The organism is Vibrio mediterranei (assembly GCF_900088415.1).
In the GTDB taxonomy this organism is placed as follows: Bacteria; Pseudomonadota; Gammaproteobacteria; order Enterobacterales; family Vibrionaceae; genus Vibrio; species Vibrio mediterranei.
Window position 1 is genome coordinate 290,682 of the sequence record NZ_FLLQ01000002.1, and the last position, 13,654, is coordinate 304,335.

A 13,654-nucleotide genomic window follows, 5' to 3' on the forward strand; every position below is an offset into this window, starting at 1 on the left:
CTCCAATCGAGTCAGCATAAAAACGCCCTCAATAATGCCAGATAACCGGATTTCGACGTTTGCTTGTGACAACAGTTAGGCTAGAATCGTTGTCTCTAACATAAAAACACAGAATAGGTATTCATCATGATCACCCTTCATACTAATTTCGGCGACGTTAAAATTCAGCTAAATGAAGAAAAAGCACCAGAAACGAGTGCTAACTTTGCTCAGTACTGCCGCGATGGTTTTTACGACAACACACTATTTCACCGTGTTATCGATGGTTTCATGATTCAAGGTGGCGGCATGACGTCTGGCCTTAAAGAAAAGGCAACTCGCGCGCCAATTAAAAACGAAGCTAACAATGGCCTGAGCAACAAAGTCGGCACTTTAGCAATGGCTCGTACAATGGAACCACATTCTGCAAGTTCTCAATTCTTCATCAACGTAAATGACAACACCTTCTTAGACTTCCGTTCAGAAAGTCTAGATGGTTGGGGTTACTGTGTATTCGGTGAAGTAGTTGAAGGCATGGACATCGTAAACAAAATCAAAGGCGTGAGTACTGGTTCTATGGGTATGCACCAAGACGTACCGCTAGAAGAAGTCATCATCACTGGTACTACGATTCACGAATAATCGTTCAAGGGAGGGCAATGTCCTCCCTAATTCAACTATGACTACACTATTTATTTCCGACCTTCATCTTTCTCCCTCTCAGCCCCAAATAACGGATTGTTTCGTTAAGTTTATGCGCGAAGAAGCAATTCACGCAGAAGCACTCTATGTGTTAGGCGATCTGTTTGAATTTTGGATTGGCGATGATGACCCCTCTGATTTTGCTCAAGCGATCAAAACCGAATTCAAAACTCTCACTCAATCAGGTGTCTCCTGCTATTTCATCCAGGGAAATCGTGATTTTTTGCTTAACAGACGTTTTTGCAAAGAAACAGGGATAAAACTACTCGATGAACATAGCGTGATCGATCTTTATGGTCGCAAAACCGTGATCCTTCACGGCGATACGTTATGCACTGAAGATCACAAGTATCAAGCATTCAGAGCTAAGGTTCATATGCCTTGGCTGCAGTGGATATTTAATCGGCTTCCATTCTTTACAAGACAACATATCGTAAATAAAATCCAAGGCGATATTCGTGATGTAAAGGCGCAAAAATCGCTCGATATCATGGATGTCACTCAATCAGAAGTGGAAACACTGATGAGACAATGCGGAACCGACTTGATGATTCACGGTCATACACACCGACCTAATATTCACCAATTCGAGGTTGATAATAAGCCTTACACACGCATCGTACTTGGTGACTGGTACCAACAAGGATCTGTTTTGGTTTGTACACCAGAGTCGCAACATTTAGAAGTACGCCGTTTTGCTTAAAGCATGAGCCAAACCGCAGAAAATTCGACATATAATTAGTCAAGGACTGCAATAAAACGTTAAGATAGTCCAACGTTTTTGAGATCACGATGCAAAATTTGAAATACTCCTACATTGCTCGGCAACCCATTTTAAATAGCGAACAGAAGACTGTTGGCTATGAGTTGCTATTTAGAGACGGGCCGAACAATACCTTTCCAGATATCGATCCAGAACTGGCGACAAACCGTCTCCTTTCTGAGCACTTCCTTGCAACTCACTACAGTACTATTGGTGATAAACTAGGTTTTGTTAACTTTCCGTACCAGAGTTTAGTGAATTTGGTCCCTACTCTATTCCCTAAAGATAACTTGGTGATCGAAATCTTAGAGAGTTGCGAGCCCACTGCGGAACTCCTCGCCGCGATAAAGAAGATGTCGAAAGCAGGCTATACCATTGCACTTGATGACTTTGTGCCGCGTAAAGAATGGCTACCATTCTTGCCGTATACTTCGATTATCAAGATCGACATTCGCCAATATTCTTTGTCGAAAGCTGAGACTTTGATCGAGCGCCTCAAGGATCAAAACATCGTGTTTCTTGCGGAAAAGGTAGAAACCTATGAAGAGTTTGAGCTCGCTAAGCAAGTTGGTTTCACCCAGTTTCAAGGCTACTTTTTTAGCCGCCCTCAGCTGATAAGAAGAAAACAGATCAAACCTTCCTTCTTGACTGTAGTTCAGCTTTGTAAAGAGATTTCAAACCCGAGTATCAATTATGATGAGCTTGAGCGACTCATCTCTCTAGATGTCACGCTCTCATATAAACTACTCACATTTGTCAACGCCTCTTATCTGATACGAGCAGAGATAAAGTCATTTAAACAAGCTCTGGTCTATCTCGGCGAAGATCGCCTGAGAAAGTTCATCTCGTTAGTCGCGATCACTTCAACACAAGACGATAAGCCTGACAGCTTATATAGCTTGTCGATTCAGCGTGCCCGTTTTTGTGAATTATTGCTTAGTGATATGAACACCAACTTAGATGATGGATTGGGCTTTCTGACTGGCATGTTCTCGTTGCTTGATTCGTTATTCGATCAACCTCTAGAAGAGTTGGTTCAAAAGATGCCAATCGATAACCTGGTTAAAAGTGCCCTTGTGACCAAACAAGGCACACTTGGTAACATCTTAACCTTGGTGAAGGCTTATGAAGCGGCAGATTGGACAACGGTGATTGCCTGCCGAGATAAACTTGCTCTCAATGACGAGATGTTAGCTAAATATTACGATGAAGCCATCAAATGGACTGAAGATCTATTAGCTATCGAAACGGAATACCACACCCACGCTTAACTTGGATTTTTTATGACATCATGCTATTGCGGTAACGATGCACCGTTTGAGTCGTGCTGCCTACCAATACACCAAGACGTTCGCAAGGCCAACAAGCCTGAACAGCTTATGCGCGCTCGGTTTAGTGCTCATAAGACGAAAAATGTCGACTTTGTTGTCGCCACCTATCACCCTAGCTGCGATGCCGAAGCCGAACGCAGCTCAATCGCTGATTCAATTAATAGCAATTGGACCAAGCTCAAGGTTACTGGTACTGAGAGCGGAACGAATGAACATGAAGGTTTCGTGTCTTTTGAAGCTTATCTTGAAGAGGACGGCTTTGAATATTGTCTTGCCGAACGATCTCGCTTCCTTTTTGAAGACGAACAATGGTATTACATCGATGGCGAGTTAGACGACTCTATTCCGCCTCGCCCACTCACCACACAAGCGCTCAAGGTCGGCAGAAACGATCCATGCGTGTGTGGCAGCGGCAAGAAATACAAAAAGTGCTGCGGATAGAGGATCACAAGGGAGAGTGAATCGACTCACTTTCCCTTGTTTCATACATTGGATTCGCCACGACTGCCCGCTGGACTGGAGTTAGCGCTCATACGCTTTAAACTGATTGGTTAACGGATCATATTGATAACCCAGCATATCTAGTTTACCAACAACCCCTTCTACATCCATTTCGTACATGCTAACAAGCTCTTCGAACGAGTCACATTCCAAGCGAAGCTTTTCATTAACGATTCCCAACAAGATAATGCTATCAAAACGGCTCACGTTACTTAAATCCATAATCGTACTCCATAAAAAAAGCTAGCCTTTAAAGACTAGCTTGATTTAGTAAAATAGAAAGTGACCTAAGTGGCAGATTACGCCAGCCAATAGAGTTGTAACAACCCGACGTTAGTAACCATTAAACTCAGAAAAGCGATCGTCAATTGACCTTTGGTTGGTGTGCTATGACGAATGATGTGCCAGCTCCAGATAACTATTCCAACCACCAGCATCACCAATGAACTGACCACAGCAGAGGTGTATTGAGTTACGATTTCTGGTTCCCACTGGTAAGCATTTACGACAAAGCTCACCGCAAGAAGCATTGAAAAGATCACCCCAGAGACAGGCAAAATACGATGAAACGCCTGTAAGCGCGTTCTCGCGATAGTCAAAAGCAGGTGAGCAAAAGCTGTACCTAGCAGTAGGCCAGAACAGACTAGAGAAAGAGACTGAGCTAAATTTGGCTGTTGAGCAACAATGATACCCGCAAACGCAATACTGAAACCATTGGCTAAATGCACTACCCAAAAAGGGCCTTTCTCTCGCGTTTTGCCAGTTTTAACTTGGGAATAGAAGTAAAACACCGCGAATACCACAAGAAACGCCTCAACTTTTAATGATGCGATTGCTAACCACAAAATTCCGATAGCTGGAAACAACTTGTGGATACGCCCGCGTTGACCAGGGCAAATATCACCTTTTGCCAGTATTAGGGTCAGGATAAGCAGAGCTACCGTTAAAGCAGGCGCTAGAAGGGTTAAAACAGCGGTAATCATGGTTTGACATTCAAAATGGTAATTGATGGCGCTGATAATATATCAGGTAACCCTCGAATGCTATTCACATTGAAAAACCACAATTTCTTTGGGCTTTGAAGTCATCAACGTAGGGGTATATAATGCCCGCCTCCAAAACTAGAGGTTAAAATATGTACAACGACGTTTCCCCAATCCATGAGCATAAAAAATACTGGGCCGAGTGCTTCGGTGTGGCTCGTTTTCTGCCCACTAGCAGAAAAGAAATGGATGCCCTTGGTTGGGACAGCTGCGACATCATCATTGTCACTGGTGATGCCTACGTCGATCACCCTAGTTTTGGCATGGCGATCATCGGACGCTTATTAGAAGCGCAAGGCTTTCGTGTCGGCATTATTGCCCAACCAGATTGGAGCAATAAAAACGACTTCATGAAGCTTGGTCAACCGAATCTGTTTTTCGGTATTACAGCGGGTAACATGGACTCGATGATAAACCGCTATACTGCCGATCGTAAGCTACGCCATGATGACGCATACACGCCGAACAACGAAGGCGGGAAAAGACCCGATCGTGCAACACTTGTTTATTCACAGCGTTGTCGTGAAGCTTATAAAGAGACCCCCATTGTCTTGGGTGGTATCGAAGCAAGTTTGCGCCGAATTGCGCACTATGACTATTGGTCTGATAAAGTGCGCCGCTCTGTGTTATTTGATGCTAAAGCGGATATTTTGCTGTTTGGTAATGCCGAGCGTGCCTTAGTTGAGGTCGCACACCGTCTTGCTGATGGAGAAGCTGTTAGCAACATGACCAATATTCGCGGGACGGCTGTTAACCTTCCAGCAGAACCAGAAAACTATACGATTATTGATTCTTCTCGCATTGAAAAACCGGGGAAAGCGTTCGTGCCTCAAAACCCGTACGAAGTAGAGTCAAATTGCGATACACAAAAGAAAGAGCCTGAAGCTAAGCCGATTACGATTCGCCCTTCTCGTCACGATGCAAAAACAACGGCAGTAAGACTGCCACCGTACGAGAAGCTTAACAACGACCGCATTTTGTACGCGCACGCTAGTCGCGTCATGCACCTTGAAACAAACCCTTATTCAGGTCGTGCTCTGATTCAAAAGCACGGTAATCGTGAGCTATGGGTAAACCAAGCCCCAATCCCACTTTCTACCGAAGAGATGGATTACGTATTCGGTCTACCTTATGCACGTGTACCACATCCTATGTACGGTAAGGCTAAGATCCCTGCCTATGACATGATCAAGACTTCTGTGAACATCATGCGTGGCTGTTTTGGTGGCTGCTCATTCTGTTCGATTACTGAGCACGAAGGCCGCATTATTCAAAACCGTTCTCAGGACTCAATTCTTAACGAACTTGAAGAGATTCGCGATAAAGTTCCGGGCTTCACGGGTACTATTTCTGATCTGGGTGGTCCAACAGCTAACATGTATCGTCTTGGCTGTTCAGATCCAAAAGCAGAAGCTAACTGTCGTCGTCCTTCTTGCGTCTTCCCTGGCATCTGTAACAAGCTCAATACTGACCACAAATACACTATTGACCTTTATCGTGCAGCTCGCAAAGTGAAAGGGGTCAAAAAGGTGATGATTGCATCGGGTGTTCGCTACGACTTGGCAATAGAATCACCGGAATATGTGAAAGAACTTGTTACGCATCACGTTGGTGGTTATTTGAAGATTGCTCCTGAGCATACCGAGAAGAATCCGCTCGACTTAATGATGAAACCGGGTATGGGAACTTACGACCGCTTTAAGGAGATGTTCCAAAAGTACAGTGAAGAGGCTGGTAAAAAACAATACCTCATCCCTTACTTCATCTCTGCGCATCCAGGCACTGAAGATGAAGATATGTTGAACCTCGCGTTGTGGTTGAAAAAGAACAACTACGAATGTGATCAGGTTCAGAACTTCTATCCATCGCCTATGTGTAATGCCACATCAATGTATTACTCAGAGACCAATCCACTCAAGCGTGTGAAGTACAAAAAACGTGAGGATGTACCTGTAGCCAAGGGCGATCGTCAACGTCGACTGCATAAAGCGTTGCTACGTTATCATGACCCAGCAAACTGGCCGTTGATCCGAGAAGCATTAACGAGCATGGGTAAACAGTACTTGATTGGTGACAAACCGGGCTGCTTAGTCCCTGCAGAAGATCTAGACGCTAAGACGCCAGCCCAACGAAGAAAGTCAGGTCGACACGGTGCAAACAGATTTGCGACCAAACATACTAAAGGTCAACCAGATATCAGAACTGACGGCCAAAGGAATTCAGGTAAACGTCCGAAACCTAAGAGCAAACCAGGGCAACCATCTGGCAATGGAAAACCAACCAGGAGCCCTAAACGACGACCTCGTTAAGCCTAACGCCAATATAGAAAAGCGCCTCTCAATTTGAGAAGCGCTTTTTTTTATTTTGCGATAAGCCCTTGGACATACTAATAAGCCCATGAATTATCGAAATTTATAGGTTTGGCACAGTCCATGCTCTGATACTTAAAACACTATCCCCCTTGATAAGGACAGCAAGATGGAACTATTAAGAGCAGAAACCAACAACCACACTTTGAAATTAGAACTTTATGGTGATTTTGATGCTCGAGGAAGCCGTGAAGCACAGCCTCAAATCGATGACATTATCCATAATGACTGGCACCAAGAGATAGAGGTTGACCTAAGTCAAGTCCGCTTTATGGATTCTTCAGGCATCGGTGCTATTGTTTATCTATATAAGCGTCTAGTTGAACGCGAACGCAAAATGCGTTTAGAGAACGTAACGGGACAACCGCTACAAATCATACAGTTGCTTCGAATTGGCCAAGCAATTCCTGTGAACACGCATGCGAGTAACGAATACCTGTAACACATAATTATACTAATTTGTTGGCAAAATAGGTGGTAACTACATGGATGTAAAAACGGGTGTAAAGCTATGCATTACCTGTCTCTCGGCATATCTCATTTTAGCTTGTACAAGCTACCCCGATGAGGGAACAGGTGGTATTGCCGAGAACTATGCAGGTTCTGATTTTTCACCAGTAATGCCAGATGAACCGTTAGGACCAGAGCATGGTTTGAGATTCGACTGGAAGTTAGCCGCGCTGCACCTAGATTCTTTGATTGAAGAAGGGGCCCAATGGTGCTTCCCCGCTGCCGTTCTTCAGGCACAAGAAAAACAAAATCGCATCGCAAGAGAGTTAGAGGGCGGCCTATGGATTGACGCTGCTAACGACATCGTCATTCAACGTAAAAAGCTCAATGACTTAGAGCTGCGTCTCGACTACGTATTGAATGAGGCGACATGTGCGCCCCCTCTTAAAGGCAAGGATTTTGATGATCTAATGCAAGTGGTTAAGCGTGTCTACCAACTTCTTAATGTCGATAACCAGTTCGCGTATAACTCTGTCGAAGTTAATCCCAAATACATGGGTCATCTCGCGGAAGCAGCAAACATCCTTAAACAACATCCTACCATTCGCCTTTCCGTTACCGGACACGCCGATGCTACCGGAGGTACCGAATACAATGAAAAGATTGCGAAAGGACGTGCGCAGCAAGTTAAGCGTTACCTAACTATATTTGGCCTAGCTCCTGGTCGTATCGAAACACACTCACTTGGTGAAGAACTGCCTCTCTACGAGGGTGACAGCCCGGGAGTTCGACTTACCAACCGAAGAGTCAGCATTGAAGTCATCGCGGATAAAAATAGCAATGCCACTCAAGGAGCGTTGTGATGAACCAAGCTAAAGTAATAGTACTACTATGCGTAACTGTTCTCTTCGCCTTATTTGCACCACTTTCCCTAGCTAACGAGAAGCAGGTACAAGTCGGCGACCTCATTCAAGTCGATTTGCCTGGCGAATCGAGCTTAAATAGGGGATTTCAGGTTGATAAACGTGGTCGAATTACACTACCAGAAGTAGGACCTGTATTCGTTGCCGGCTATAACGAAGAACAGCTCACCACGGCGGTAAAGGGTGCGCTTGATAAAGTTTTTCGTGACACCTCAAACGTCCAAGTTTATGTCGCAGAACGGCAAATTCTAATTTCAGTGCAAGGCTATGTTGCCTCACCAGGAGAATATACGCTTCCCTACAACTCAAATGTCCAAATGGCATTGCACGCCGCTGGCGGACTGCGCTCCGGAGCCCAGTTAAACAAAATGTTGTTAAAACGAGGTGCAGATAGACAGGAATTCGACTACAAGCGATTCCTTGATACTGGTGATGACAAAAACCTCCCAGCCCTGCAATCTTTGGACACCTTATTTGTACCAGCTTCCCCATTAGTCGGTAATATTGAACAAGAGTTTGACCCGGCTAAACTTGCTGATTCGGGTGATAGTGCCGACTCACGCCAAGCCATTAAAGTATTTGGTGAAGTGAATGCACCTGGCTCCTTCTCCTATAAATCGAATAGCGACCTAGTAGACGTGCTGATGCGAGCAGGCGGCGTTACGCGTTATGCGAGCGTGGAGCAAATTCGAGTAATCAGCAATAACACCCCTACACTATTCAACTTAAAACGCTATTTAGACAGTGGTGATGTTTCCTTGTTACCTCCTCTGCAAGCCGGAGCGACGATTTTTGTACCCAAACAAGAAGAGGAAATTAAATCCGGCTCCAATACCGTGTATGTCATGGGTGAAGTAGCCGCTCCCGGTGCTTTTGAAGGTAAAAAAGGCGCGACCTTTATGGATATCCTTGCCAATGCCGGAGGCCCAACACGATTTGCAGAGTCTAGACAGATTCGCGTAATAAAGTCCGATGGACGAGTAGTCCCTTTTGATATGACGGCGTACACCGAAGGTCTAAAAGGCAGTCAAGCACCAAAAATAGAGCCTGGTGATGCTATCTTTGTACCAGAGAAAACCGATATCAACGAGAAATCGTGGCTTAAAGTATCCCCAGACCGAGCAGTCAACGTAATCGGTGAAGTAGTTCGACCTGGCCGAATTGAATGGTCAGATGAAATGGATCTGATGGACTTGCTGGCGCATGTTGGAGGTCCAAGCGGCCGCGCAGACACCTCAAAAATCGAAGTCGCTAACGGCAATAAAATGGTGGTGTTTGATCTTGATGCCTTCATAAAACGAGGGGCTCCTCAATCAGAGCTGCCTTACATTTCAGCTGGCGCTATTGTCCGTGTTCATGATTTACCACAAGATCCATCAGATAACAAAGCTCAGTGGGTAAGACAAAGCTCCGATGCCTCCATCTACGTGTTCGGCCAAGTCAATGCTCCGGGCCGTTATCGATTCACGGACGATATGCATTTTCTTGATATTTTATCTGCGGCAGACGGACCAACTAAAGACGCGGACATTCACAACATTCGCGTGACTCACCGAGACAAGCCTTATTCGAAAGTAAGCAAGCTCAATCTCTCGCTTTACTTTGAGACCGGTGATGAGTCCATTATTCCACTGGTTAAGCGCGGAGATACGATTTATGTCCCAGAGAAAAACCGTAACTGGTTAGATACGCCTAAAGAGAAAACCATTCGCATATTAGGTGCTGTCAATAACCCCGGACGATACGTGTTTAACGACAATATGACAATTCTCGACGTTTTAGCAGAGGCAGGAGGACCAAGTGATAGAGCTTATGTAGAGAAGATCAGCGTCGTCAACATGTCTTGCTGCCAAGGACAAGCAAGAACCTTTGATCTGGTGGAGTTCAGTAAAACTGCTGATATCAAAATGTTACCCGTGATTCGCGCAGGCGATACTATTTATATCCCGGACCGCCGTAATAGCTTTGCAGAACAAGCTCGACTGGGCTTAACCGATATCTTCAGGATAGTCTCGACGATCGCTGTAATAGGAGCGCTATAATGTCTATTCCCGCGACTCATGCTGAAATTGAAGAGCTTTATCTCAATGCAGAATTGAAGCAATGCCGCTCAATCACTATTACAGCCTGCAACAGCCAAGAAGGCACCTCTTCGATAGCGCAAGCTTTGACTGAGCGCTACCTTCTTGCTGGTCATAAAACACTGTTGGTCGACCTCAATCTATACCACCCAAGTCTGATGAGCATAGAACTGTCTGATGTTCCCTCTCTTTCATCAGAACTCACGCCGAAGAACAGCCACTGGGTGCAAGATAAAAACTCCCCAAAAGTGTTTCTTGGGGTATCCGCACCTAGCGATCCACGAACTCGTTTGTTGTATAAGGACCCAACCAACTTAAGGCAACAAGTTGCGGAATGGCTAACTCAATACGATCGAGTGGTTATTGATACTTCACCTATCCTAAACGTTAATCAAAACAACATCCCGGCGCACTGTGTCGCTAACGCATGTGATGGTACTTATTTGGTTGTGCTAAGCGGGGTCACGCTCACCAACCAAGTAGCCGATGCAGTTCAGGCATTACAAGAAGGTACCCACACCCACTTATTGGGAACCGTACTTAACTACCGGGATCAACCTTCACTAGCAAGTGAGATTTGCCGCGAGATTGATCGTCTGGGTTGGTTACCTTCCAAAATAACATCGTGGGCTAAGAAGAAAGTGATCAGCAATAGATTCCTGTCGTTGCCTATTTGACACTCTTTTGCGCAAATTCTTTATATTCAGCGCGTTAGACAGTAATTTACTAAAAATCGTCGTTATTTGTACTATCCTTTAATCAGCAGTGATATTAAACAAGGAAGTAAATATGACACCGAAAGTGCTCCTTATTGAAGACTCTTCTTCACTCGCAGTACTTTATAAACAGTTTTTGCAGAACGAGCCCTACGAATTATTGCATGTGGCTACCGGCGCGGAAGCAAAGCGTCTGTTAGAACGAACCTTGCCTTCATTGATAATCCTAGATCTGCAATTGCCCGATATGCAGGGAGACGAGATCCTTGAATGGATGGAAGAAAAAAACTTGCAGATTCCGGTTATCGTCGCTACCGCACATGGCAGTGTAGATACTGCCGTCAAGCTTATTCAAAAAGGCGCGAAAGACTTCCTTGAAAAACCAATTCGAGCTGACCGCTTAAAAACGTCCGTCAACATTCATCTAAAGCAAGTTCAATTGGAAACTATGCTCGATGATATTCAACAGCAGATGGAACGTGAACGATTTCATGATTTTATTGGCGCCAGTATCCCCATGCAAGGTGTATACAAAATTATCGATGCAGTAGCGGATACCAACGCCAGTGTGTTTATTATTGGTGAAAGTGGCACCGGTAAAGAGGTTTGCGCCAACGCCATTCACAACGAAAGCGAACGTCGAGAGCAGCCTTTTATTGCCATAAACTGTGGAGCTATTCCTAAAGATTTAATGGAAAGCGAAGTTTTTGGACATGTCAAAGGCGCATTTACAGGGGCGACAACGGATCGTAAGGGCGCAGCGTCACTTGCACACGGCGGTACTTTGTTCTTGGACGAATTGTGCGAAATGGACTTAGAAATGCAGAAGAAACTTCTGCGCTTTTTGCAAACTGGCACGTTTACACCACTAGGTGCAACCAAAGAACAAAAAGTAGATGTTCGCATTATTTGCGCGACGAACCGTGACCCATTAGCTGAAGTAAAAGAAGGTCGTTTCCGTGAAGACCTTTATTATCGCGTACATGTAGTTCCAATTCATATGCCGCCACTGCGTGAGCGAGACCGTGACATCGTCACTCTGGCAGAACACTTCTTGAAAGGTTACGCGAAGCAAGATAAACGCCGTTTTGAATCTATTTCCAAAGAAGCACAGCGTTATCTCAAACGATATGACTGGCCTGGGAACGTTCGACAGTTGCAAAACGTAATACGTAACATTGTGGTTCTTAACGATGACAAATCTTTGGGCGTTAATCATCTGCCCGCCGAAATGGTCCAAACAAGACCAGCAACAGTTGTTCGTCCTAGCACCCCACAAAGTCTTCTCTCAGTGGTACAACATCCAACGCCAGAAAACACCGTTGACCACAATATGGTAGAGACGGTCCAAATGGCCGCCGTGCAACCTCAGCCTGACAGCGATACTGAGCCTAGAACACCTAACATTCGTCCTATGTGGCAGGTTGAGCGAGAAACCATACAGCAGGCTATCGATTTTTGTGATGGCAATGTGCTCAATGCGGCCGTGCTTCTTGAGTTAAGCCCATCCACTGTCTACCGAAAAAAACAAGCTTGGGAGGCAGAAGACAGTGCCTCGTAGCAAGCGGGTTTGGCTACTGTTAGACAGTAGTACTTTTGGCGGTATAGAGACGCACGTCCTTGAGCTAGCAAAAGGCTTGATTGCCTTTAAGCAAAACGTAAAAGTTGTATTTTTAACGTCGCATAAACCTACGCCGCCACTCATTGCGCAGCTTCAAACCGCTAATATTGATACCACTATATTGGATGTCGACTATCCGCAACACTCTATTTGGCTGAGGCTAAACAAAGCCATTGACAAAGCGGCTTCGCAAAACCAAAAACCCACTGTTATTCATGCACATGGCTATAAAGCGAACATACTACTTCGCTTATCTCGCCTTTGCGGCGCGACATCTGCAATTAACATAGTATCGACTTTTCATGCTGGTGAAACACCGATCGGAAAAGTTCGCTGGTACGACGCTGTAGATCGCGTCAGTGCCATAGTCAGCCATAAGCGGATTTGTGTAAGTCGCGCGATCCAAGGGAAAGTTCCTTATTCTAGTGTACTGGTCAATAACTTTGTCCCACAAACAAAGTTTCTTGAATCCACAAATCAAAACGTAGCGTTCGTAGGGCGATTAAGTCCAGAAAAAGGCCCAGACACCTTTCTAGATATCGCTAGTCGGTTTCCTCGTAATGCCTTCCATGTTTATGGCTCTGGTAATATGGAGCAAGAGTTAAAACAACACAACTCACCCAACATCACTTTCCATGGCCACCAAAATGAGATGGCTCGCGTATGGCCTGATATCGATGTATTACTTATCACCTCGAAATATGAAGGGCTGCCCATGGCTGCATTAGAGGCTATGTCGCGTGGCATTCCGATAATTAGCTTTAAACTGGGCGAGCTACCAAGCATGATAGATTCGGGTATCAATGGATGGATCGTTGACAATAACCAGGAGATGTATGATGCACTAAAGCACTGGTTCTCACTCTCACCCGCCGAAAAAGCCCAAGTAAAGCTTAATGCGCAAAAGACGATAGAACAGAACTACTCCACCAAAGTCATCATTCCGCAGGTACTGTCTATTTATGGTTTTGCCGATACTGTAACCCAGTAACGCCTATCATTGAGCTGTCATTGTGATTCCTATATTGAGAATCTCATTATCAAGTCCAAACACACCAGCGAATTTGATTCTTAACTATCTGTAATATATAGAGTTAGCAACGTGGCACCTTACTTGCTCTAGTCATATCTATTATGCAAATTCAAGGGCTATCCCTCGTGATAGCTACTCATCC

Annotated in this window: 13 protein-coding genes; 11 read left to right on the forward strand and 2 right to left on the reverse strand. The window is 44.9% G+C overall.

Annotated features, from left to right (window positions below; genetic code table 11):
- The first annotated feature begins 126 nt into the window (after positions 1–126).
- The 4 genes from VME0621_RS07410 (at position 127) to VME0621_RS07425 (ending at position 3,216) form a co-directional block, all read left to right on the forward strand.
- Positions 127–621: a peptidylprolyl isomerase gene (locus tag VME0621_RS07410; protein ID WP_006074416.1), complete on the forward strand. Its 495-nt coding sequence runs from the start codon at positions 127–129 to the stop codon at positions 619–621.
- 37 nt (positions 622–658) lie between these two features.
- Entirely contained in the window at positions 659–1,384 is a 726-nt protein-coding gene (gene lpxH / locus VME0621_RS07415; protein ID WP_062457147.1) for a UDP-2,3-diacylglucosamine diphosphatase, read from the forward strand.
- 98 nt (positions 1,385–1,482) lie between these two features.
- Positions 1,483–2,715, forward strand: a complete 1,233-nt coding sequence (locus VME0621_RS07420) for an EAL and HDOD domain-containing protein (RefSeq protein ID WP_038226070.1) — start codon at positions 1,483–1,485, stop codon at positions 2,713–2,715.
- A gap of 12 nt (positions 2,716–2,727) precedes the next feature.
- Entirely contained in the window at positions 2,728–3,216 is a 489-nt protein-coding gene (locus VME0621_RS07425; protein WP_038225973.1) for a YchJ family metal-binding protein, read from the forward strand.
- A gap of 81 nt (positions 3,217–3,297) precedes the next feature.
- Here VME0621_RS07425 and VME0621_RS07430 read toward each other — a convergent pair whose 3' ends face one another.
- Both VME0621_RS07430 and VME0621_RS07435 read right to left on the reverse strand, forming a co-directional pair.
- Positions 3,298–3,498, reverse strand: a complete 201-nt coding sequence (locus VME0621_RS07430) for a DUF4250 domain-containing protein (RefSeq protein WP_006074412.1) — start codon at positions 3,496–3,498, stop codon at positions 3,298–3,300.
- 77 nt (positions 3,499–3,575) lie between these two features.
- Positions 3,576–4,259 carry an HI_1241 family integral membrane domain gene (locus tag VME0621_RS07435; protein WP_038225976.1) on the reverse strand — a complete coding sequence of 228 codons (684 nt, stop codon included), beginning with the start codon at positions 4,257–4,259 and terminating at the stop codon, positions 3,576–3,578.
- A 152-nt stretch (positions 4,260–4,411) separates the two neighbouring features.
- Here VME0621_RS07435 and VME0621_RS07440 point away from each other — a divergent pair, with 152 nt between their 5' ends.
- The 7 genes from VME0621_RS07440 to VME0621_RS07470 all read left to right on the forward strand — a co-directional run bounded on the left by VME0621_RS07440 (position 4,412) and on the right by VME0621_RS07470 (position 13,470).
- Entirely contained in the window at positions 4,412–6,628 is a 2,217-nt protein-coding gene (locus tag VME0621_RS07440; RefSeq protein WP_062457144.1) for a YgiQ family radical SAM protein, read from the forward strand.
- Between the two features lie 169 nt (positions 6,629–6,797).
- The gene (locus tag VME0621_RS07445) at positions 6,798–7,130 is read left to right on the forward strand and encodes an STAS domain-containing protein (RefSeq protein WP_006074409.1); all 333 of its coding nucleotides are present in this window, start codon (positions 6,798–6,800) and stop codon (positions 7,128–7,130) included.
- Between the two features lie 43 nt (positions 7,131–7,173).
- Positions 7,174–8,001 carry an OmpA family protein gene (locus tag VME0621_RS07450; protein WP_062457142.1) on the forward strand — a complete coding sequence of 276 codons (828 nt, stop codon included), beginning with the start codon at positions 7,174–7,176 and terminating at the stop codon, positions 7,999–8,001.
- Positions 8,001–10,103: an SLBB domain-containing protein gene (locus VME0621_RS07455; RefSeq protein WP_006074407.1), complete on the forward strand. Its 2,103-nt coding sequence runs from the start codon at positions 8,001–8,003 to the stop codon at positions 10,101–10,103. The genes VME0621_RS07450 and VME0621_RS07455 overlap by 1 nt, the downstream gene beginning before the upstream one ends.
- Positions 10,103–10,819 carry a CpsD/CapB family tyrosine-protein kinase gene (locus tag VME0621_RS07460; RefSeq protein ID WP_062457140.1) on the forward strand — a complete coding sequence of 239 codons (717 nt, stop codon included), beginning with the start codon at positions 10,103–10,105 and terminating at the stop codon, positions 10,817–10,819. Before VME0621_RS07455 ends, VME0621_RS07460 begins: the two co-directional genes overlap by 1 nt.
- Before the next feature lie 112 nt (positions 10,820–10,931).
- Positions 10,932–12,419, forward strand: coding sequence for a sigma-54-dependent transcriptional regulator (locus VME0621_RS07465; protein ID WP_006074405.1), 1,488 nt, complete (start codon positions 10,932–10,934; stop codon positions 12,417–12,419).
- Entirely contained in the window at positions 12,409–13,470 is a 1,062-nt protein-coding gene (locus tag VME0621_RS07470; RefSeq protein ID WP_062457137.1) for a glycosyltransferase family 4 protein, read from the forward strand. Before VME0621_RS07465 ends, VME0621_RS07470 begins: the two co-directional genes overlap by 11 nt.
- Positions 13,471–13,654 lie beyond the last annotated feature (184 nt).

What these genes read in the sequence shown, in the direction of transcription:
- VME0621_RS07445 (WP_006074409.1), top strand. Translation starts at nt 6,798, where the DNA reads ATGGAACTATTAAGAGCAGAAACCAACAACCACACTTTGAAATTAGAA.
- VME0621_RS07425 (WP_038225973.1), top strand. Translation starts at nt 2,728, where the DNA reads ATGACATCATGCTATTGCGGTAACGATGCACCGTTTGAGTCGTGCTGC.
- VME0621_RS07410 (WP_006074416.1), top strand. Translation starts at nt 127, where the DNA reads ATGATCACCCTTCATACTAATTTCGGCGACGTTAAAATTCAGCTAAAT.
- VME0621_RS07435 (WP_038225976.1), bottom strand. Translation starts at nt 4,259, where the DNA reads ATGATTACCGCTGTTTTAACCCTTCTAGCGCCTGCTTTAACGGTAGCT.
- lpxH (WP_062457147.1), top strand. Translation starts at nt 659, where the DNA reads ATGACTACACTATTTATTTCCGACCTTCATCTTTCTCCCTCTCAGCCC.
- VME0621_RS07465 (WP_006074405.1), top strand. Translation starts at nt 10,932, where the DNA reads ATGACACCGAAAGTGCTCCTTATTGAAGACTCTTCTTCACTCGCAGTA.
- VME0621_RS07460 (WP_062457140.1), top strand. Translation starts at nt 10,103, where the DNA reads ATGTCTATTCCCGCGACTCATGCTGAAATTGAAGAGCTTTATCTCAAT.
- VME0621_RS07430 (WP_006074412.1), bottom strand. Translation starts at nt 3,498, where the DNA reads ATGGATTTAAGTAACGTGAGCCGTTTTGATAGCATTATCTTGTTGGGA.
- VME0621_RS07450 (WP_062457142.1), top strand. Translation starts at nt 7,174, where the DNA reads ATGGATGTAAAAACGGGTGTAAAGCTATGCATTACCTGTCTCTCGGCA.
- VME0621_RS07455 (WP_006074407.1), top strand. Translation starts at nt 8,001, where the DNA reads ATGAACCAAGCTAAAGTAATAGTACTACTATGCGTAACTGTTCTCTTC.
- VME0621_RS07440 (WP_062457144.1), top strand. Translation starts at nt 4,412, where the DNA reads ATGTACAACGACGTTTCCCCAATCCATGAGCATAAAAAATACTGGGCC.